The organism is Rhodococcus sp. Leaf247 (assembly GCF_001426185.1).
Classification (GTDB): domain Bacteria; phylum Actinomycetota; class Actinomycetes; order Mycobacteriales; family Mycobacteriaceae; genus Rhodococcoides.
Map to the genome: position 1 here is coordinate 505,930 of NZ_LMRP01000002.1, position 19,434 is coordinate 525,363.

The 19,434-nt window shown below is 66.6% G+C and carries 20 protein-coding genes; 7 read left to right on the plus strand and 13 right to left on the minus strand.

What is annotated here, in order from left to right; translation table 11 throughout:
• Nucleotides 1–82: 82 nt before the first annotated feature.
• Complete coding sequence (locus ASG64_RS11620; protein ID WP_056073727.1) at nt 83–1,357, minus strand: helix-turn-helix domain-containing protein; 1,275 nt, start codon at nt 1,355–1,357, stop codon at nt 83–85.
• 109 nt (nt 1,358–1,466) lie between these two features.
• Nucleotides 1,467–2,867 (minus strand): mycofactocin biosynthesis glycosyltransferase MftF, encoded by a 1,401-nt coding sequence (gene mftF / locus ASG64_RS11625; RefSeq protein ID WP_056073729.1) that lies wholly within the window; start codon nt 2,865–2,867, stop codon nt 1,467–1,469.
• Between the two features lie 241 nt (nt 2,868–3,108).
• Between mftF and ASG64_RS21605 the strand changes: the two genes are divergently transcribed.
• The 4 genes from ASG64_RS21605 (at nt 3,109) to ASG64_RS11645 (ending at nt 6,422) form a co-directional block, all read left to right on the plus strand.
• Complete coding sequence (locus ASG64_RS21605; protein ID WP_156388362.1) at nt 3,109–3,327, plus strand: hypothetical protein; 219 nt, start codon at nt 3,109–3,111, stop codon at nt 3,325–3,327.
• Nucleotides 3,288–3,989: a GntR family transcriptional regulator gene (locus ASG64_RS11635; protein ID WP_056073733.1), complete on the plus strand. Its 702-nt coding sequence runs from the start codon at nt 3,288–3,290 to the stop codon at nt 3,987–3,989. Before ASG64_RS21605 ends, ASG64_RS11635 begins: the two co-directional genes overlap by 40 nt.
• Nucleotides 3,990–4,091: 102 nt before the next feature.
• A complete protein-coding gene (locus ASG64_RS11640; protein WP_056073736.1) occupies nt 4,092–5,675 on the plus strand; it encodes an NCS1 family nucleobase:cation symporter-1 in 1,584 nt (527 codons plus the stop codon).
• Between the two features lie 9 nt (nt 5,676–5,684).
• Nucleotides 5,685–6,422 (plus strand): aspartate/glutamate racemase family protein, encoded by a 738-nt coding sequence (locus tag ASG64_RS11645; RefSeq protein ID WP_056073738.1) that lies wholly within the window; start codon nt 5,685–5,687, stop codon nt 6,420–6,422.
• On the opposite strand, the gene ASG64_RS11650 is transcribed toward ASG64_RS11645, so the two are convergent.
• Nucleotides 6,390–7,118, minus strand: a complete 729-nt coding sequence (locus ASG64_RS11650; protein ID WP_082518403.1) for a GTP pyrophosphokinase — start codon at nt 7,116–7,118, stop codon at nt 6,390–6,392. The two genes, ASG64_RS11645 and ASG64_RS11650, sit on opposite strands and share 33 nt — an antisense overlap.
• Nucleotides 7,115–7,612: a GNAT family N-acetyltransferase gene (locus ASG64_RS11655; protein ID WP_197074717.1), complete on the minus strand. Its 498-nt coding sequence runs from the start codon at nt 7,610–7,612 to the stop codon at nt 7,115–7,117. Before ASG64_RS11655 ends, ASG64_RS11650 begins: the two co-directional genes overlap by 4 nt.
• 87 nt (nt 7,613–7,699) lie before the next feature.
• Here ASG64_RS11655 and ASG64_RS11660 point away from each other — a divergent pair, with 87 nt between their 5' ends.
• Complete coding sequence (locus ASG64_RS11660) at nt 7,700–9,220, plus strand: UDP-N-acetylmuramoyl-L-alanyl-D-glutamate--2,6-diaminopimelate ligase (RefSeq protein WP_235579576.1); 1,521 nt, start codon at nt 7,700–7,702, stop codon at nt 9,218–9,220.
• Nucleotides 9,221–9,303: 83 nt separating this feature from the next.
• On the opposite strand, the gene ASG64_RS11665 is transcribed toward ASG64_RS11660, so the two are convergent.
• The 3 genes from ASG64_RS11665 to ASG64_RS11675 all read right to left on the minus strand — a co-directional run bounded on the left by ASG64_RS11665 (nt 9,304) and on the right by ASG64_RS11675 (nt 12,555).
• A complete protein-coding gene (locus tag ASG64_RS11665; RefSeq protein ID WP_235579681.1) occupies nt 9,304–10,377 on the minus strand; it encodes a HoxN/HupN/NixA family nickel/cobalt transporter in 1,074 nt (357 codons plus the stop codon).
• A gap of 70 nt (nt 10,378–10,447) precedes the next feature.
• A complete protein-coding gene (locus tag ASG64_RS11670) occupies nt 10,448–11,695 on the minus strand; it encodes an MFS transporter (protein WP_056073740.1) in 1,248 nt (415 codons plus the stop codon).
• 95 nt (nt 11,696–11,790) lie between these two features.
• Entirely contained in the window at nt 11,791–12,555 is a 765-nt protein-coding gene (locus ASG64_RS11675) for a glutamate racemase (protein ID WP_056073742.1), read from the minus strand.
• Nucleotides 12,556–12,633: 78 nt separating this feature from the next.
• On the opposite strand from ASG64_RS11675, the gene ASG64_RS11680 reads away from it, so the two are divergent.
• Both ASG64_RS11680 and ASG64_RS11685 read left to right on the plus strand, forming a co-directional pair.
• Nucleotides 12,634–12,918: a hypothetical protein gene (locus ASG64_RS11680; RefSeq protein ID WP_056073744.1), complete on the plus strand. Its 285-nt coding sequence runs from the start codon at nt 12,634–12,636 to the stop codon at nt 12,916–12,918.
• A gap of 99 nt (nt 12,919–13,017) precedes the next feature.
• Complete coding sequence (locus ASG64_RS11685; protein WP_156388363.1) at nt 13,018–13,686, plus strand: hypothetical protein; 669 nt, start codon at nt 13,018–13,020, stop codon at nt 13,684–13,686.
• 64 nt (nt 13,687–13,750) lie between these two features.
• On the opposite strand, the gene tuf is transcribed toward ASG64_RS11685, so the two are convergent.
• The 6 genes from tuf to ASG64_RS11715 all read right to left on the minus strand — a co-directional run bounded on the left by tuf (nt 13,751) and on the right by ASG64_RS11715 (nt 19,429).
• Nucleotides 13,751–14,941, minus strand: a complete 1,191-nt coding sequence (gene tuf / locus ASG64_RS11690) for an elongation factor Tu (protein ID WP_042574000.1) — start codon at nt 14,939–14,941, stop codon at nt 13,751–13,753.
• 100 nt (nt 14,942–15,041) lie between these two features.
• A complete protein-coding gene (gene fusA / locus ASG64_RS11695; protein WP_042574001.1) occupies nt 15,042–17,144 on the minus strand; it encodes an elongation factor G in 2,103 nt (700 codons plus the stop codon).
• A gap of 90 nt (nt 17,145–17,234) precedes the next feature.
• The gene (gene rpsG / locus ASG64_RS11700) at nt 17,235–17,705 is read right to left on the minus strand and encodes a 30S ribosomal protein S7 (protein ID WP_042574002.1); all 471 of its coding nucleotides are present in this window, start codon (nt 17,703–17,705) and stop codon (nt 17,235–17,237) included.
• Between the two features lies 1 nt (nt 17,706).
• On the minus strand, nt 17,707–18,081 hold the full coding sequence (gene rpsL / locus ASG64_RS11705) for a 30S ribosomal protein S12 (RefSeq protein ID WP_042574003.1): 375 nt from the start codon (nt 18,079–18,081) through the stop codon (nt 17,707–17,709).
• A 299-nt stretch (nt 18,082–18,380) separates the two neighbouring features.
• Nucleotides 18,381–18,881, minus strand: coding sequence for a DUF3558 domain-containing protein (locus tag ASG64_RS11710; RefSeq protein ID WP_056073745.1), 501 nt, complete (start codon nt 18,879–18,881; stop codon nt 18,381–18,383).
• A gap of 14 nt (nt 18,882–18,895) precedes the next feature.
• Complete coding sequence (locus tag ASG64_RS11715; protein WP_056073748.1) at nt 18,896–19,429, minus strand: DUF3558 domain-containing protein; 534 nt, start codon at nt 19,427–19,429, stop codon at nt 18,896–18,898.
• Nucleotides 19,430–19,434 lie beyond the last annotated feature (5 nt).

Here is a 19,434-nt window from a genome sequence, read left to right on the forward strand (position 1 = left end):
TCCTTCGTCGGTGATACGCCCCCGAGTGATCGGGGGCTGTGATGTGGAACACTAGAACGCGGACAGTTGCAACTACGTTGCGTCAGCGACCCAGCAGCGCGAGACGAGCCTGCACCTGCGAGAACAGGACGGAGGACGGGTCGAGAGTGCGGAGATAGGCCGACCACGCCGTGGCGTCCTCGCGGCCGTGCACCGACGCCGTCCAGCGCGCGAGCAGTACGGGGTCACCCGACCGCAGCAGCGCCGCCTGCACGCGCACCCGCAACTCCTCGCGGATCTCCTCGATGCCCGGCGCATAGGAGGACGGCAGCACGACGCCGACGTACGAGCGCAGCGCCGAATCGACGTCGCCGCGATCGAGCGCCGCGCGGACGTCCTCGACGTCGGACGCGAGTTCGGCGACCAGACGGTACGGGCGAGAGGCGAGCCCGTCGGCACCGAAAACCTTGCGGAGGCGGGACATCTCGGCGCGGACGGTCACCGAGTCCAGGTCGTTCTCGTCGAGGAGTACGGCGAGGTGGTCCGAGCTGAGACCTTCCGGGTGCGCATGCAGGAGCAGCAACATCTCGGCGTGACGGCCGGACAGCGTGATCCGCTCTCCCCCGCGCACCAGGGCCGGCCTCCCGGAGCCCAGCACCTCGAGGCGTAGTCGCGTGTCGATGCCGGTACGCGGCGACTCGAGCAGATGGAGGCGCAGCTCCGACTCGGCCGCGGCGACGGTCGCACGCACGAGGGAGAGCACCTCGGGAACGGCGACGCGGGGGCCGCCTGTGATGTCGATGGCGCCGAGGATGCGACCCGTGACCGGGTGGTGCACGGGAGCGGCACTGCAGCTCCACTCGTGCACGGGACGCGAGAAGTGCTCGGCGGCGAAGATCTGCACACAGTGGTCGATGGCCAGCGCGGTGCCGGGAGCATTGGTGCCCATCCGGCTCTCGCTCCAGTCGGCGCCCTCGGTGAAATTCATGACGTTCGCGCGGTCCTTCGCGGCGGAGTCGCCCTCCACCCACAGCAGGCGTCCCGACGCGTCGGTGATGGCCACGAGCAGCCCGGTGTCCGCAGCATCCTCGACGAGCAGTTTCCGGACGACGGGCCGAATGACCGACATGGGGTGATCGGCGCGGTACTGCGCCAGCGTGACGTCGTCGAGGAGGTTGTCGGCACCGCGATCCGGGTCGACCCCCATGTCACGGCTGCGGTGCCACGAGTCGAGGACGACGGAACGGACGGGGGCGTCGGAGTCGGCCGGTCGACGGAGCGGGTGCCCGACGAACGTTTCGTGGGCGCGCGAGACGGATCGGGCAATCGTCGCGGCGTCGTCGCCGTTCCGCATGGCGACCCAGGGACTGAGCGTCATGCCCGTCCCCGTTCGCGCCGACCAGTACTCACCTGTTCACCCGACTTCTCTTCTGGAGGATGTGAGGTCCACTGTAACTCAGCTCACATTCACCGCGGTCGGACCTCGATCACCCGAGCCGGGGAACCAGTGCGCGGGCATCCCGGTTCGACACCGCACCCATCCACAGTCCGGTGCCGTAGGCGACGTCGTCGATCCTCTTGTACGCGGAGTACCGCAGAGGCCCCAGCCCGCCGGGCTCACGATGCTCGGCCCAGTCGCGGACGCCCTCGGCCATCGCGACGGCTATCGCGAGCCGACGGATCCGCCGCGAGCACAGCACGGCCAGCACCGTGACGGGCCAGTAGTGACGCACCGCGGCGGACGCCAACTGCCACGCCCCGCCGACGAACCCACGAGCGGCGAAGACCGCGGCCAGACGGGTCGGGTCATCGAGACCGACGAACAGTCGACGCAGCCGCACGATCGTGACGGCGAGAGTGACGACCGCGCCGAGCAGTCCCGTGCGGGTTCCCGACGCGGTCAGCAGCAGTGCCAGCAGAGTGGTGCGCGACATCGCGACGGGGGGAACCTTGCCGCGGTGTCGAGCTGCCAGCGCGGTGGCACCGGTTCCGTAGAAGAGCTTGCGGCCGAACCACTCTCGGAGGGTGACACGGTGATCGTGGGCGACGCGCGCCACCGGCTCGTACCGCAGCCGCCATCCCGCGTCCTGGAGGCGCCAGCACAGGTCGACGTCCTCGGCGACGTGCATCGCCTCGTCGAAACCGTGCGAGTCGAGGATGGCGCGCCGACGCACGACGACGGCCGCGCTGGGAACGTAGGACACGGGGCCACCCGCCGACACCGGTGCCTCGCGGCGCCCGAGATCCAGCGACGACCGGGATCGTTCGTAGCGCGCGAGAGCACTGCCTTCCGGTTCGAGCGCGACGATGCGGGGCGCGACCAAGCCGACCGACGGATCGGAGAAATGACTGAGCACGACCTCGAGCCATCCCTTGCGTGGAACCACATCCGAGTCGAGGAATGCGACGAAGTCGGTCGTGGCGGCGGCCAGTCCCGTGTTGCGCGCAGCGGACGGCCCACGCGACATCTCGTGTCGGATGATCGTCACCGCCGCGCACAGATCGGTGCCCGCAGTCTCGGGCAGTCGAACCGGCACCGAGGACCCGTCGTCGACGACGACCACGCGCAGACCGCGCAGAGCCCGGACGAGTCGGAGCAGACCCTCGTGATTGTTGCGGACCGGCACGACCACCGTGACATCGGCGGCCGACGGCGTGCTCATCGGCCGGGGGTTCGCGACACCGGAATCGAGGAGGCGCCGAGCCACCGTGGCGGAGTCGGGATCGGAGACGCGGAGGAACCCGTCGCCGATCATCGCGGCCGCCGCGGGAGCGAGTGTGATCATCCGGGTCGGCGAGCCGCCGATGAGAACCCGACCGCCCGAGAGGGTCCGTACCCGTGGGTCGATACGCACTCCGAATCCATCGGGTAGACGACCGTCGCGCATCGGGTCATCGTAAGGGGCGCCCCGGGTATTTGTCATAAGTCGGCCACTATCGGTGGTGAACCCGATCGTCGGCGCAGATCACGTGGCGCCGGCCCGGGATCGGGCTGTCCCCCGAACGACCGACACCGACGCAGGAACGGTATCGACGACACGTCCGTGGACGCGCAGGAGTATCGCCGCATGTCTCGACTCTCAAGCGAGACATGAGGTTCGCGCCGAGCAGGCCCCGGGGTCGGCGGCCGTGACGACCTTCGCCGCCGGCATTCCCGGTGACGACTCGCCCTCGGATCGGGCCGCCGCGGAGGACCCCGCCGGCACCCGGAAGAAGTCCGCCACGACGACCCGACGCAACCGTGAGCACTCACCAGAGGACAGCGGTCCGTCCTGCGGCGCCGACGGACTGGGCCTAGAGTCCGACGCGTGCCCGCCCGCCGCCGATCAGTCCTGCTTGCGCAGCTGACGATCGATGCTCCCGGCGGGTCCCAGAGCGTCATTCTCGACGAGCTCCGCCGCGTCGTGATGTCCGGTGACGCTCCGCCAGGGACGCCCATCCCGCTCGGCGAGGTGGCCGAGCTCTTCGGGGTCAGCCGGATCCCGGTGCGTGAATCGCTGAAGACGCTCATCGGCGAAGGACTGGTCGACCACCGCCCGAACGCGGGATACACGGTGGCGCAGTTGACGTCGGCCGAGCTCCGCGAGATGTACATCGTCCGCGAGGTGTTGGAGACTGCCGCACTGGCGGCCTCGGCGCAGACGGCGACCGAGCAGGACCACGCGCTGGCCGTCGCCGTCGACGCGGAACTTCGCGGTTCCATCGACGATCCGTCGAAGTACCACCGGCTGAGCCGCGAGTTCCACATGGCTCTCGCGCGCCCGTCGGGAATGGGTCGACTCCTCCACATGCTCGCAGCGGCATGGAACATCACCGAACCGCTGCAGCCGATGGTGCACGTGGCCGGTGCCGACAGGGCTGCTCTGCACGCCGATCACCAGGACATGCTGGACGCGTTCGTCGCGCGGGACACCCCGGCACTGCTCGCCGCCGCGTCGCGGCACCACGACCGCCTGAACGTGGTGATCTCCCGGATCGGAGACGAGGCCGGGTTGCGTCCCGACCCCTGACGGCAAACGCGAAGATATATCGCCGGCGTCACGAATGCGAAATACTTCGGCACTACTTTTACGTCATTCGCACTCCGCATCTTCGGTGATCAGGAGAAGTACATGACGCAGACCGTTCCGCATTCGGGTCCGTTCGACCCGCCACCCGGCGCAAAGCCGGGAGCCCATGATCTGGTCGAAGCAGCCGGCCACCCGGTCGGCGGCGGTCTGATCAAGGACAGCTATCACCCACGCCTGACGAACGACGATCTCGCGCCGCTGAAGAAGCAGACGTGGAGCTCGTACAACCTGTTCGCGTTCTGGATGTCGGACGTGCATTCCGTCGGCGGATACGTCACCGCCGGTAGCCTTTTCGCGCTCGGTCTCGCCAGCTGGCAGGTTCTGATCTCGCTGCTCGTGGGTATCTCGATCGTCTACTTCTTCTGCAATCTGGTCGCCAAACCGTCTCAGGTGACGGGAGTGCCGTATCCGGTCATGTGCCGGAGCGTCTTCGGGGTCCTCGGCGCCAACATTCCCGCCATCATCCGCGGATTGATCGCCGTCGCCTGGTACGGAATTCAGACATTCCTGGCGTCCGCCGCGCTGGACATCGTGCTGATCAAACTCTTTCCCAGCCTCGGAAAGTACGCCGTCGTCGGGGATTACGGCTTCCTGGGACTCTCGCTGCTCGGCTGGGCGAGCTTCCTGTTCCTGTGGGTGGTCCAGGCGGCAGTGTTCTGGCGCGGCATGGAGTCGATCCGCAAGTTCATCGACTTCTGCGGTCCCGCCGTCTACGTCGTGATGTTCCTGCTCTGCGGATACCTGATCTGGAAAGCAGGGTGGAGCGCGATCGACCTCAACCTCGGCGGTGTCGTTCACACGGGGTGGAGTTCGGTGCCCGTGATGCTCGGCGCGATCGCCCTGGTGGTGTCGTACTTCTCGGGTCCGATGCTCAACTTCGGTGACTTCTCGCGGTACGGGAAGTCGTACGGAGCAGTCAAGCGCGGCAACTTCCTCGGACTGCCCGTCAACTTCCTCGTCTTCTCCATTCTCGTCGTCGTCACGGCGTCGCTGACCGTACCGGTGTTCGGCGAACTGATCACCGACCCGGTCGAGACGGTGGCCCGTATCGACAGCACCTTCGCCATCGTGTTGGGCGCGTTGACGTTCACGATCGCCACGATCGGCATCAACATCGTCGCCAATTTCATCTCTCCGGCCTTCGACTTCTCCAACGTCGATCCGCAGCGCATCAGCTGGCGCGCCGGCGGCATGATCGCCGCGGTCGGGTCGGTGCTGATCACGCCGTGGAATCTCTACAACAACCCGGACGTCATCCACCTGACTCTTGAGACGCTGGGGGCGTTCATCGGACCACTGTTCGGCATCCTCATCGCCGACTACTACCTGGTCCGCAAGCAGAAGGTGACCGTGGACGAACTGTTCTCGATGGAGAAGACCGGACAGTACTGGTACTCCAAGGGATACAACCCCGCTGCCGTGTACGCCACCGTCGTCGGCGCCGTGGTCGCCATGTTCACGGTGCTGTTCAACGGCGCACTCGAGGGCATGGAGATCGCCGGCATGTCCACCGCGTCGAAGTACAGCTGGTTCATCGGCTGCGGTCTCGGATTCGTCGTCTACTACGTTCTCGCCACGAAGACGAGGCTCGCGGTCACCAACTTCGACGCACCCGTGTCGAGCTAGCATCACGACGTGCTCATCAAGGTCATCAACCCCAACACCACGTGGTCGATGACCGCCACGATCGAACAGTGTGCCCGGGCCGTCGTCGGCCCGGGCACACGCGTCGAGGCGGTCAGCCCGTCGATGGGACCGGCATCCATCGAAAGTCATTACGACGAGGCTCTGTCCGTCCCCGGAATTCTCGACGAGATAGCGAAAGGCGAGAAGGACGGAGTCGACGGATACGTCATCGCCTGCTTCGGTGACCCGGGGATGGATGCAGCGAGGGAGCACGCGAGCGGACCGGTCGTCGGAATCGCCGAGGCCGCCATGCATGCCGCCAGTTTTCTCGGGCGGGGCTTCAGCGTGGTCACCACGTTGGGGCGCACCGTCGGTCGCGCACAGGATCTGGCCGACCACTACGGATTCGCGCGGGCGTGCCGCGGGATTCATGCCTGCGAGATCGCCGTGCTGGACCTCGAGACCGATCCCGATGCCCTGAAGATCATCACCGAAGCGTGCCGTACGGCCGTCGAGGTCGACGGATCCGACGCGGTGGTCCTCGGATGCGCAGGGATGGCAGACCTGTGTCGGCACATCTCCGACGAGATCGGCGTCCCCGTCGTCGACGGCGTTTCCGCCGCAACGCTGTTCGTCCAGTCGCTGGTGACACTGGGACTGCGGACGTCCCGACGCGGCGAGTTCGCGCAGCCTCTCCCGAAGACGTACACCGGCCTACTGGCCGGGTTCACCACCGGCGAAGAGTGATCGCAGGAACAACTCCTGGACACCCGGTGCGCCCCGGGTCGTCCTCGGCGGCTGGGCATCGAGTCCCCGCACCTCGGTGTGGAGGTGCTCCATGGTGACGTCGAGACGGTTGGCGACCTCGGCCGCGTCCTGCAATTCGTCGCGGATCGACCGGGGCACCTCGCCGTCGTACTTGTAGAAGATCTTGTGCTCCAGGCTGGCCCAGAAATCCATGGCGACGGTACGAATCTGCAGTTCGACGTAGACGTGCTCGACCCGGTCGGACAGGAACACCGGGATCTCGACGGTCAGATGCAGGCTTCGGTACCCGTTGGGCTTCGGGTCGGCGATGTAGTCCTCGAAGTCGAGGATTCGGACGTCGTTCTGCGACGCCAGCATGTCCTTGACCCGGTAGGTGTCGGCAATGAAGCTGCAGGTGATCCGGACGCCGGCAATGTCGAACAGTCCCGCGCGTAGGGCGGGGAACGTCAGCGGGATGTTCTTGCGAACGGCCTTCTGCACCATGCTGCGCGGCGATTTCAGCCGCGACACCACGTGCTCGATCGGGCTGTAGGAGTGCAGATGCGTGAACTCTTCCTTCAGGATGTCGATCTTGGTGGTCAGCTCGTTCATGCCGAACTGGTACGACATCATGAACCGGGTGAAATCCTCACGCGCAGCAACGAGATCGGACAGTGCCGGCTCCGTTGCGCTCATCGTGCGCCCTCGGTGAGAACCTTCTGCATGCGTATCGACGAGGTCTCGTAGCCGAGCGATTCGTACAGCCGTCGGCCCGCCGTGTTGAATCCGAAGACGTTGAGCCCCAACACGGTTCCGCCGAACGCGGCGACCTCCTGCTCGGCCAGCAGCATGGCGGCACGGCCCAGACCCCGTCCGCGGTGGGGCTCGTCGATTGCGATGTCCCATACCCACCAGTCGGTGGTGTTGCCGAGAGACTGCGGACCGATCCACAGCGACCCGACGCGCTCGTCCCGTTCCATCACGTCGAACACGTGGTGGTGGGGAGCGGGTTCTCCGGCCGCGAAGTACGCCGTGAAACTCTGCTCCGCATTGTCGGTGGCCTGCTCGAGCGTCTCGCCGGAACGCACACGGTCAGCCCGGTACTCACTCTTGCTCTCCTCGATCCATGCGGGAAGGCGATCGGCGGCCATCGGGGCCAAGGACACGTCGGCGCGGTTCGGGCTGCTCACGGTTCCAGTGTCCCGGGTGGCCTCGCGACGCGCCGACGAGCGGTGCTCCGATGGTTGACGTGTCCACTTCCGGGTATTTACCCGGTTGTGAGCGCACTGTCACGCCGCCCGGAGCGGCCGTCCGGCGGACGCCCCGAGAGATCTCTCACCGCCGTCGCCGACGCGGCAGGCGGCCGCCTCACCTCTCCTGTCGAGTCCGCCACGGTGAACGATCTGTGTGACGACTCGCGCGCAGTCCAGCCGGGCGACCTGTACGTGGCGCTGCCCGGCGCGAGGTGGCACGGCCTGGACTTCGAGCAGGACGCCGTTCGAGCCGGAGCTGTCGCGGTGCTCAGCGATCGACCGGCGTCGTCGCTGCCCACCATCGTCGTGCCGAACCCGCGCGCCGTCGTCGGTCCGCTCGCGGCCTGGTTCCACGGCAGCCCGTCCACTGCGCTGACGATGTTCGGCGTGACCGGCACCAACGGTAAGACCAGCACGACGCACTTCCTGCACGCCGGGTTACGAGCAGCGGGAGTACACGCCGGGGTGATCTCCGGTGTCGCCGTCAGCGGCGGAGGCACGGACGAGACTCCCGTCCGCACGACTCCCGAGGCCACGGTGCTGCAGCGCACCCTGTCGACCTTCGTGCACAACGGATGCAGCGCGGCGGCGCTCGAGGTGTCCTCGCACGCCATCGCCCAGCATCGGATCGACGGAGTCGAGTTCGAGGTCGCAGCGTTCACCAACCTCGGACGCGACCACCTCGACTTCCACACCACGATGGAGGAGTACTACCGGACCAAGGCGTCACTGTTCGCGCCCGACCGCACCCGGCGTGCCGTGATCGGGATCGACGACGACCACGGACGCCGTCTCGCGTCGGAGTGCGCGTTGCCGTCGGTGACGTGTTCGACGCTCGACCCGGGTGCCGACTACTACGCCGACCGCATCGACTGCACCAGCCACCGGACCCGGTTCGTCGCCCGCACCCCGATCGCCGACATTCCGATGTCACTCCAGGTGCTGGGTCCGCACCAGGTGTCCAACGCTCTCGTCGCGCTGGCATCGCTCATCTCGGGCGGCGTCGACGCCCACCGCGCCGCGGCGGGGATCTCCGCGCTGCACAGCATTCCGGGTCGGTGCGAGGTCGTCGCGGCCGGCCAGGATTTCGCCGCCGTCGTCGACTACATGCACAACGTGTCCGGCCAGCACGCGATCCTCCCCTACCTCCGCAGCACGACGACGGGTCGGCTGGTGTTGGTCATCGGTGCGACCGGTGACCGCGACGTCGGCAAGCGGTTCGAGATCGGTGCGACCGCAGCCCGGTACGCCGACGACATCGTGGTGACCGACGAGAGTGCCAACGGTGAAGATCCCGCCGCGCTGCGCGCCGACGTCCTCCGCGGTGTGCGGTCGGTCGGCCGCGGGGTGCGAGTGGTCGAGGTCGCAGATCGTCGCACCGCCTTCGAGCATGCCGTGGCGTCGGCAGGCCACGGCGACACGGTGGTCGTCGCCGGCCGGGGCAGTGACACCTGGCAACACTTCGGCGGCACCTCGGTGTACTTCGACGACCGCGCCGAACTCCACGACGCCATCGTCGCGCTCACTCCGGCCACCCTGCGCTGAATCCGTCACCCTCGCGAGTACGTCCATATGGTCGTGGCGAGGACACCGGATCACGACACTATGGACGTACTCGCGGGGAGGGGTCAGGTGTCGCGCTGGAACCGCTCGTCGATACGTGCCAGCTTGTAGTAGGTCAGGGACCCGATCCAGACGACCACGAACGTGACGACGACCGCCTGTCCCGCGAGGTTGAGATCGATGGCGGCAATCAGGTCCCAGACACCGCCGGAGAGTCCGAACTCGTCGCCCAGCAAGGTCAGGATCTGCACACTGCCGATGACCAGTGCCACGAAGATCGACAGGCTCGTCATCGTGATGTTGTAGTAGATCTTGCGTACCGGGGTGACGAAGGCCCAGCCGTACGCCTTGGACATGAAGACGCCGTCGAGGGTGTCCATCGTGGACATACCCGCGGCGAAGAGGACCGGGAGCGCGATGATCGCCATCGGCGGCAGCCCGCCTGCGATGGCTGTCGTGCCCGCGACGGCGAGGAGGCCGACCTGGGTGGCGGTGTCGAACCCCAGACCGAACAGCAGGCCCAGCGGGTACATCTGCCACGAGTGGTCGATCATCGTGTCGTAACGACCCCGGAAGATGCGGTTCATCAGGCCGCGCTTGGCCAGCAGGTGGTCCAGCGTCTCCGTGGAGATCTGCCCCGATCTCGCTGTGCGCCACACCTTCACGATGCCGAGGAGCACCGCGATGTTCAGCGCGGCGACGACATACAGGAACGTCCCGGACACGAGCGTTCCGATGATGCCGCCCGTTCCCGCGAACGCCTCCTGGAACGCGGTCGCACGGGACGCCGCGAACGCGATGGCCGCGACGAAGACGAAGACGACCGTCGAGTGCCCGAGGGAGAAGAACAGCCCCACCGCCAGAGGGCGCTTGCCCTTCTGCAGCAGGAAGCGCGTCGTGTCGTCGATCGCGGCGATGTGGTCGGCGTCGAACGCGTGGCGCATGCCGAGCGTGTAGGCCAGCGCCCCGGCGCCCGCGTAGACCACGGCACCGTCGGAACCGGTCAGTCCGTGGATCGTCGGGATGGAGTCGTAATGGAGGAAGAAGCCCCAGCCGATCACGTGCAGAAGAACCAGCACGCTCGCCATACCCAGCAGGCGGGGGATCTCGTCGCGCGTGAAGCGTGCACGGCCCGTCACGTCACCTACCGCAAGGTCCGTATCCACCGGCCCGATACTTCCCTATCCGGGCACCGTTCGCCGAGTGGGGTCAGGCGGGTCGGTCCGACCGCAGGGTCGTCGTCACGACGGCGCCGAGAGCCAGCGCCACGACGGCCGAGCCGTACACGGTGGCCGTGACGAGCAGGCCCGCGGAATGGATGGCGACACCCGCGACGATCGCGGGCACGCTGAAGGCGAGGTAGCTCAGGACCAGCGTCGTGGCGAAGACGCTGCCCCGATGCTCTGCGGGCGCGATCAGTCCGATGATGCTCATGGCGCCGAGGAACGTCGCGCCCCACCCGAAGCCGGACACCGAGGTTCCGACGAAGTACAGCGGCGCGGACGCGATGTGCAGTCCGATCACGTTGAGGACGATGCCGACGGCGAGGGTCGACGCTCCGGCGATCATCGCCGTCCGAGGGCGCAGCCGGCGTGCCGACGCGGCGCCGAGTGCTCCGGCGGTGAACATGGCGAAGATGTCCAACCCACCCACGACCGCGCCGCGGAACCCGAAGACGGACCCCATGATGGACGGCCCCAGCGACAGGTGGAAGCCACCGAGCGACCACGTGGCCACCAGCGCGGGAATCACCGGCCAGAACCGCGAGCGGATCGAGACGGGCAGTCCGACGCGGGGAGTCAACACCCGCACGACGTGTCGACGATCGGTGAAGCCGGATCGGACAGCGGACTCGGGGACGGCGACGATCAGCGCCGTCAGCACCAGGATCGCCGCGCCGATGAGCACGTACACCAGCGTCGTCGGTGCCGGGGCGAACTGCACCAGCAGTCCGGCGCCGATGCCGCCCGCACCCAGACCGAAGGCCGGGGCGACCGAGCTGACGAGCGGGCCGAGCGTGTCCGTCGGCTGCAGATCGATGATGGCGGCGGTGAGCGCGCCCATGGCCGCACCCGCAGCGAGACCCTGCACGATCCGTGCGGCGATGAGCCATCCCACGCCGTCGGCGACGACGAAGACGACCTGGCTGGCGACGAGCAGCAGCAACGACGCGACCACGACGGGCTTGCGACCCAGATGATCCGACAGCGATCCCACCGTGAGCAACGCGGCCAGCAGCGCGAACACATACACCGCGAAGACGATGGTCAACGTGGAGGCGCCGAAACCCCACTGCGCCTGGTAGACGGGGTAGAGAGGGGACGGAGCCGCGGACGACGCCATCACGGCGAAGAAGACGATCGCGACGACCCAGAAGCCGCGTGTCCTGGTCATCCATCGAGGTCCGACCGTGCCGACGTCGGCCTTGTCGACCACTGCTTCGTCACGCACCGTCATCGAGAATCCCTTCCGTGGCGGCACCCCGACGCAGTCGTTTGCTCGGGTAACCGTCGGGGTCAACCGGCCGGACCCCGTCCTGATTCCCGACGCGGTCAGATTCCTGCGGGCGCGAGCAGTGCGCGGCCGGCGGCGAATCGCAGCGCGCTCTCGGGGAGGGCGCCGGGGCGCCCGGACAGAGTCACCGACAGCGACCCTGACCCTTCGTGCTGTGTGTCGACCTCGTCGAGCCGGCGGAGCGTCTGCGCGGCGACGGCCTCGGCGCTGTCGAACATGCGGACCGACGGGTCGAGCGATGCCATGATCTGGTCGGCGACCAGCGGATAGTGGGTGCACCCCAGCACGATGGCCTGGACGTCGTCCGGGGTGCGCTCGGCGGCCGAGGCGATGGACGCGCTGATCGCATCGAGATCACCGCGGTCGATGGCGTCGGCGAGACCGTGGCAGGCGATCGCCGCGACGGATGCGGATCCGGCGAACTCCTGCACCAACCGCGCCTGGTACGCGGAGGCCGTCGTGGCGGCCGTCGCCCAGATGGCGATCGAGTCATGATCGCGTGCAGCGGGTTTGACCGCGGGAACGGTGCCGATCACGGGTACCGACCCCAACGCTGCACGGGTCCCGTCGAGCGCGATGACGCTGGCCGTGTTGCACGGCAGCACCACGACGTCCGCACCCTCCGCGACGGCCCGCACGGCCGTCTCCACGACTCGCGCCAGCGTCCACTGGGCGGGCTTGGGCCCCCACGGTGCGTTGTCCGGGTCGAGGTAGAGGTGCAGATCGAGACCCGGACGCAGACGACGCAGGTGCGCTGCCGTGGGCAGCGACCCCAGCCCCGAGTCGATCAGTGCGACGTTCACGGCCCTCAATCTACCGGTCCCGTCGCACCGGAACGGCGCAGGTGAGCGCGGCGCGCGCGCAGCGCGCAGACTGTATCGATGACCGCACCGCTCGAACCCGAACAGGCCGACCTGATCGCTGCGGCCGTCCTCGAGGTTCCCGGTGTCGCGGGACTGCACGCAGGCATCTTCGGCGAAGCCGTGACAGTGCTACCCGGCCGCCGTATCGACGGCGTCGTCGTCGGTCACGAGTCGTGCTCGGTGCACATCATCGTGCGCTACCCCGGAAATCCCGATGCCGTGGCACTCGCGGTCCAGGAACACCTTGCCCGCACGGTCCGCACACCCGTCGTCGTGACGGTGGAGGACCTCACCGTCGATTGACTGGAACCTCTCCAACTCGGGTTGCTGCACAGCAGCTTTCACGACCAGGGTTGATCCGATGCGCCGAACGGGATCGGCGCATCGGACGAGAGGACACTCATGATCATCGGGTCCGTAGGCCGCATCGTCGGCTCTGCACTCACCGTCGTCGCGACGTCGGCGGTGATGCTCGCGCCGACCGCCACCGCTGCTCCGCCGGGCGCTCCGCCCATCGCGCAGGCACGCGCACAGGGCGTGGGAGCGACGGTCACCGTGTCGGGGACGATCACGACGCCGCCGGGCGCGTTCGAGTCCAGCTTCTTCGACGTCGGGTTCGCCGTCGAGGACCGGACGGCCGGCATCTACATCAGCGCCGCCGAGAGATCGACCCTCGGCATCGGAACAGCCGTCACCGTGACGGGGACGCTCGCCGATCAATCCGGGTTGCTCGTGGTGAAGCCCACCGCGATCACACCGATCGGGCCGGCCGATCCGGTGGCCCCGCGACACGTCGTCACGCGGGTGATCGGGGAGTCGACCGAGTCGTCACTGGTCACCACGGTCGGTCGGGTGACCTCCCCGGTCCTCGACGACCTGCCGTTCGGTCGGAAGTTCACCATCGCCGACCAGAGCGGTGAGACCACCGTCTACATCAACACGCAGACAGGTATCGACACGTCCGCCGTGCGAGTGGGGTCGGTGGTCCAGGTGACGGGCATGAGCAGCCAGTACGAGGACCACTACGAGATCGACGCCCGGTTCCCGGCGGATCTCGTCGTCCAGACCTGACAGCCGAAACGCCGAACGGCGCCCACCCGCGAGGGTGAGCGCCGTTCGGTGTGTGGAGCAGGTGTTACTTGTTGATCTTCGTGACGCGTCCGGCGCCGACGGTACGTCCACCCTCACGGATGGCGAACCGCAGGCCCTCGTCCATGGCGACCGGCTGGATCAGCTTGACGGACATCTCGGTGTTGTCACCGGGCATGACCATCTCGGTGCCCTCGGGAAGGGTCACGACGCCCGTCACGTCCGTGGTACGGAAGTAGAACTGCGGGCGGTAGTTGTTGAAGAACGGGGTGTGGCGACCGCCCTCGTCCTTCGACAGGATGTATGCCTGGCCCTCGAACTCCGTGTGGGGAGTCGTGGTTCCGGGCTTGACGACGACCTGTCCACGCTCGACATCTTCGCGCTTGATGCCGCGGACGAGGAGGCCGACGTTGTCGCCCGCCTGGCCCGAGTCGAGCAGCTTGCGGAACATCTCGATACCGGTGACGGTGGTCTTGGTCGACTTCTCCTTGATGCCCACGATCTCGACATCTTCGTTGACGTTGACCGAGCCGCGCTCGATACGACCGGTGACGACGGTGCCACGACCGGTGATGGTGAAGACGTCCTCGACGGGCATGAGGAAGGGCTTCTCGGTCTCACGGACGGGGTCCGGAACCGAGTCGTCCACTGCCTGCATGAGCTCGAGAACCGACTCGCCCCACTTCTCGTCGCCCTCGAGGGCCTTGAGTGCGGAGACCTTGATGACGGGAGCGTCCTCGTCGAACTCCTGTGCGGCGAGGAGCTCGCGAACCTCCATCTCGACGAGCTCGATGATCTCGTCGTCGTCGACCATGTCGGCCTTGTTCAGTGCAACCAGGATGTACGGCACGCCGACCTGGCGAGCGAGCAGGACATGCTCGCGCGTCTGGGGCATGGGGCCGTCGGTTGCTGCGACGACGAGGATCGCGCCGTCCATCTGTGCCGCGCCGGTGATCATGTTCTTGATGTAGTCGGCGTGACCGGGAGCATCGACGTGTGCGTAGTGACGCTTCTCGGTCTGGTACTCGACGTGGGAGATGTTGATCGTGATACCACGAGCCTTCTCCTCCGGAGCCTTGTCGATCTGGTCGAAGGCCGACGCCTCGTTCAGGTCCGGGAACTTGTCGTGCAGAACCTTGGTGATTGCAGCCGTCAGTGTCGTCTTACCGTGGTCAACGTGACCGATGGTGCCGATGTTGACGTGCGGCTTGGTCCGATCGAACTTCGCCTTGGCCACTGTGTCCTCCTGGACTGTTATTGCCTGCGTTATGCAGCATTACGGATGTACTTACGGGTGGTGCGGTGTGACGAGTGGTACCTGGTCCAGCTTCGGAGACTTATTCTCCGGTGGCCTTCGCGATGATCTCCTTCGAGACGTTCGAGGGAACCTCTGCGTAGGAATCGAAGACCATGGAGTAGTTCGCGCGACCCTGGGTGCGAGACCGCAGGTCACCGATGTAACCGAACATCTCCGACAGCGGAACCAGCGCCTTCACGACACGGGCACCACTGCGTTCCTCCATGGCCTGGATCTGGCCACGGCGGGAGTTCACGTCGCCGATCACGTCGCCCATGTACTCCTCGGGCGTGATCACCTCGACAGCCATGAGGGGCTCGAGGATGACCGGACCGGCCTTACGGGCAGCTTCCTTGAAGGCCTGCGAGCCCGCGATCTTGAACGCCATTTCCGACGAGTCGACATCGTGGTACGCACCGTCGAGAAGCGAGAGCTTGACGTTCACCAGCGGGTAGCCGGCGAGAACGCCGTACTGCATGGCATCCTGCGCGCCGGCATCCACGGACGGGATGTACTCGCGCGGGATACGACCGCCGGAGACCTTGTTCTCGAACTCGTAGGTCGCGCCGTCCTCGCCGATGAAGGGCTCGAGGGCGATGATGACCTTCGCGAACTGACCGGAGCCACCCGTCTGCTTCTTGTGGGTGAATTCCTGCTTCTCGACCGTCTTGGTGATGGTCTCGCGGTAGGCCACCTGCGGCTTGCCGACGTTGGCCTCGACCTTGAACTCGCGACGCATGCGGTCCACGAGGATGTCGAGGTGGAGCTCGCCCATGCCGCCGATGACGGTCTGGCCGGTCTCCTCGTCGAGCTTGACCGAGAACGTGGGATCCTCTTCGGCCAGCTTCTGGATCGCCGTGCCGAGCTTCTCCTGGTCGGACTTGGTCTTCGGCTCGATCGACACCTGGATGACCGGGTCCGGGAACGTCATCGACTCGAGAATGATCTGGTTCTGCGGATCGCAGAGCGTGTCACCCGTCGTCGTGTCCTTCAGACCGATCACGGCGTAGATGTGGCCGGCGCTCGCGGTCGCGACCGGGTTCTCCTTGTTGGAGTGCATCTGGAAGAGCTTGCCCAGACGTTCCTTCTTGCCCTTGGTCGAGTTGATGACCTGCGAGCCGGAGTCGACCTTGCCCGAGTACACGCGCACGTACGTCAGCTTGCCGAAGAACGGGTGCGTAGCGATCTTGAAGGCCAGAGCCGCGAAGGGCTCGTCCGCCGACGGGAGACGCTTGATCTCCTTCTCCTCGTCGCCGACGGCGTGACCGATGGTCTCGGCGACGTCGAGCGGGGACGGGAGGTAGTCGATGACCGCGTCGAGCATGGGCTGGACGCCCTTGTTCTTGAACGCGGAGCCACACAGGATCGGGTACAGCTCGGAGTTGACCGTCATCTTGCGGATGGCCGTCTTGACCTCGTCGATGGTCAGCTCGTCACCACTGAAGTGCTTCTCCAGCAGTGCCTCGTCCGACTCGGCGACGGTCTCGAGCAGCTCGGTGCGGTACTGCTCTGCCCGCTCCTTGAGCTCCTCGGGGATCTCGACGGTCTCGTAGGTCTCGCCGAGCTTGGTCTCTCCGCGCCAGACCTTCGCGTTCATCTCGATCAGGTCGACGATGCCCTCGAAGCTGTCCTCGGCACCGATCGGCAACTGGATGACCAACGGCTTGGCGCCGAGGCGATCCTTGATGGTCTGCACGGTGAAGTAGAAGTCCGCACCGAGCTTGTCCATCTTGTTGACGAAACAGATGCGCGGCACGTCGTACTTGTCGGCCTGACGCCACACCTGCTCGGACTGGGGCTCGACGCCCTCCTTGCCGTCGAACACCGCGACAGCGCCGTCGAGGACGCGGAGCGAACGCTCCACCTCGACGGTGAAGTCGACGTGCCCGGGGGTGTCGATGATGTTGATCTGGTTGTCGTTCCAGAAGCACGTCGTGGCAGCAGACGTGATGGTGATGCCACGCTCCTGCTCCTGCTCCATCCAGTCCATGGTGGCTGCGCCGTCGTGGACCTCACCGATCTTGTAGGAGATACCGGTGTAGAAGAGGATGCGCTCGGTAGTGGTGGTCTTACCGGCATCGATGTGGGCCATGATGCCGATGTTGCGGACCTTGTTCAGGTCGGTCAGCACGTCCTGTGCCACGAATTCATCCCGCCTTGGTGTTGAGAGAAGTGAGTCGAAGTGTCAACGCTCGGGAGGCGTCGGATGTTTCCCGACGCCCCCGAAACGCGATCACCAGCGGTAGTGCGCGAATGCCTTGTTGGCTTCCGCCATCTTGTGCGTGTCCTCGCGACGCTTGACTGCTGCGCCGAGACCGTTGCTGGCATCGAGGAGTTCGTTGGCCAGGCGCTCGACCATCGTCTTCTCGCGACGAGCGCGGGAGAACGACACGAGCCAGCGCAGAGCCAGCGTGGTGGAGCGGCCCGGACGAACCTCGACCGGGACCTGGTAGGTGGCGCCACCGACACGACGGCTGCGGACCTCGAGGGCCGGCTTGACGTTGTCCAGTGCGCGCTTGAGCGTGACGACGGGATCGGTGCCCGTCTTCTCGCGTGCCTGCTCGAGAGCCTGGTACACGATGCGCTCTGCGGTGGACTTCTTGCCGTCCATCAGGATCTTGTTGACGAGCTGCGTGACCAGCGGGGACCCGTAGACGGGATCGTTGATCAGCGGGCGCTTGGGTGCTGGGCCTTTACGTGGCATGTCAGCTCTTCTCCTTCTTGGCGCCGTACTTGCTGCGAGCCTGCTTGCGAGCCTTGACGCCCTGCGTGTCGAGCGAGCCACGGATGATCTTGTAACGCACACCCGGGAGGTCCTTCACACGACCACCGCGAACGAGCACCATCGAGTGCTCCTGCAGGTTGTGACCCTCACCGGGGATGTAGGCCGTGACCTCCACCGAGGTGGTCAGGCGGACGCGCGCGACCTTACGGAGAGCGGAGTTCGGCTTCTTCGGGGTGGTGGTGTACACGCGAGTGCACACACCACGGCGCTGCGGACTGCCCTTGAGGGCAGCGGTCTTCAGCTTCGCGACCTTGTCGGTGCGACCCTTGCGGACCAGCTGGTTGATTGTTGGCATGAACCGGCTTTCTTCGTGTCGAGAAACAGGGATCTAGCAGTTGGGGCAAGAGAACACTGCCCCTCACCCAGTAGTGCTTCCGCGGGATCGTGCACCCCGCGGTCGGGTGTGTCGCATACCCCCACACGGCAGCCGTTGTTGCTTGCTCGATAGGAACACGAGCACGGCTGTACCTCGCATAGGCACACAGACGTACCGGCTAGGCCGGGCACGACCTGTAACGGTACCCGGCGGCGCGCCTGATGGTCAAAACGACTCGGCATCGGGTAACGCGTGCGCGCTGTCGACAGTACGAACTCTCAGGCCGACAGGTTGAGCGAGAGCTGCATCAACTTCGTCGCCGCCTGGCACGGATCGGTGGGATTCCCGGGCCGGTACTGCACCCACCAGCCGATGACCCCGGAATTCGGCGACTGCGCCGCCACGCCGCACGACGCCGGGTCGTCCGGTTGACGGATCTCGAGGGCCTTCCGCGAGGACACCTCGACGTCGGTCACCGTCCACCCCATCCGCTCGTTGGCGTCCTTCTCCGCGGCCAGCGATCCGGTCTCGAACCAGTCGAAGGTCACCTTCACCGCGCCGCCCGGGCCGGTCAGGTCCCACCGGCAGATGGCGCCGATGAACCCTTGGTCGATCGCGTCGCCGCCGACCACGTCGGCGATCTGCTCCGGCGTGACCGTGTTGCACTCCTCGAGCAGTGACTGGAACTCGCCGCCGTCGGTATCGATCCCCTCGGCCACCGCACGACCCTCGATGGTGGTGCCGCATGCACTCAGCACCAGCGCGGCGCCGGCCAGCATCGGTACGACTTTCCTCACTGCGCACGCTCCGCAACCGTCTCGAGCAGGCCCCGTGCGACAGCGCACGGATCGGCCGTCGGCACACTGTCCGCGTACATGACGGAGAAGTGCACGAAGTCGTCTCCGTACTGCAGCCCGTTCTCGCACAGATAGGTCTCGCCCGTCGCGTTCTCCGACCTGGCCTCGAACCCGGGCTTGCCGTCGATCTCGATGTCCTCGGCCGGGCGCCCGATGAGCTCGGAGCCCATGCGCTCGCGTCCGATGGGACTGCCGCGGTACCAGGAGAAGCTGACGGACGGACCCGTCGGACCTGACGTCTCCCACTCGCATCCCACCGAATTACGGGTCACGACAGCAAAAGCCGGCACGGCGAACGCGGCGAGCACCTCGTCGTCGGTGAGGCCGCCGCACACTCCGAAGAACGGGCCGGGACCTTCCGACGCGGTGGTGGCCGGGGTGTCGGACGTCGTGTCTCCCGACGCTCCCGAGCAGCCTGCGAGAGCGACCACCGCACCCGCGATCGCAACTGCGAGGCGGGCGGAGGTCATGGCTG

What these genes read in the sequence shown, in the direction of transcription:
- rpsG (WP_042574002.1), bottom strand. Translation starts at nt 17,705, where the DNA reads ATGCCACGTAAAGGCCCAGCACCCAAGCGCCCGCTGATCAACGATCCC.
- ASG64_RS11620 (WP_056073727.1), bottom strand. Translation starts at nt 1,357, where the DNA reads ATGACGCTCAGTCCCTGGGTCGCCATGCGGAACGGCGACGACGCCGCG.
- mftF (WP_056073729.1), bottom strand. Translation starts at nt 2,867, where the DNA reads ATGCGCGACGGTCGTCTACCCGATGGATTCGGAGTGCGTATCGACCCA.
- ASG64_RS11710 (WP_056073745.1), bottom strand. Translation starts at nt 18,881, where the DNA reads ATGCTGGCCGGCGCCGCGCTGGTGCTGAGTGCATGCGGCACCACCATC.
- rpsL (WP_042574003.1), bottom strand. Translation starts at nt 18,081, where the DNA reads ATGCCAACAATCAACCAGCTGGTCCGCAAGGGTCGCACCGACAAGGTC.
- ASG64_RS11685 (WP_156388363.1), top strand. Translation starts at nt 13,018, where the DNA reads ATGATCATCGGGTCCGTAGGCCGCATCGTCGGCTCTGCACTCACCGTC.
- ASG64_RS11650 (WP_082518403.1), bottom strand. Translation starts at nt 7,118, where the DNA reads ATGAGCGCAACGGAGCCGGCACTGTCCGATCTCGTTGCTGCGCGTGAG.
- ASG64_RS11640 (WP_056073736.1), top strand. Translation starts at nt 4,092, where the DNA reads ATGACGCAGACCGTTCCGCATTCGGGTCCGTTCGACCCGCCACCCGGC.
- ASG64_RS11670 (WP_056073740.1), bottom strand. Translation starts at nt 11,695, where the DNA reads ATGACGGTGCGTGACGAAGCAGTGGTCGACAAGGCCGACGTCGGCACG.
- ASG64_RS11680 (WP_056073744.1), top strand. Translation starts at nt 12,634, where the DNA reads ATGACCGCACCGCTCGAACCCGAACAGGCCGACCTGATCGCTGCGGCC.
- ASG64_RS11715 (WP_056073748.1), bottom strand. Translation starts at nt 19,429, where the DNA reads ATGACCTCCGCCCGCCTCGCAGTTGCGATCGCGGGTGCGGTGGTCGCT.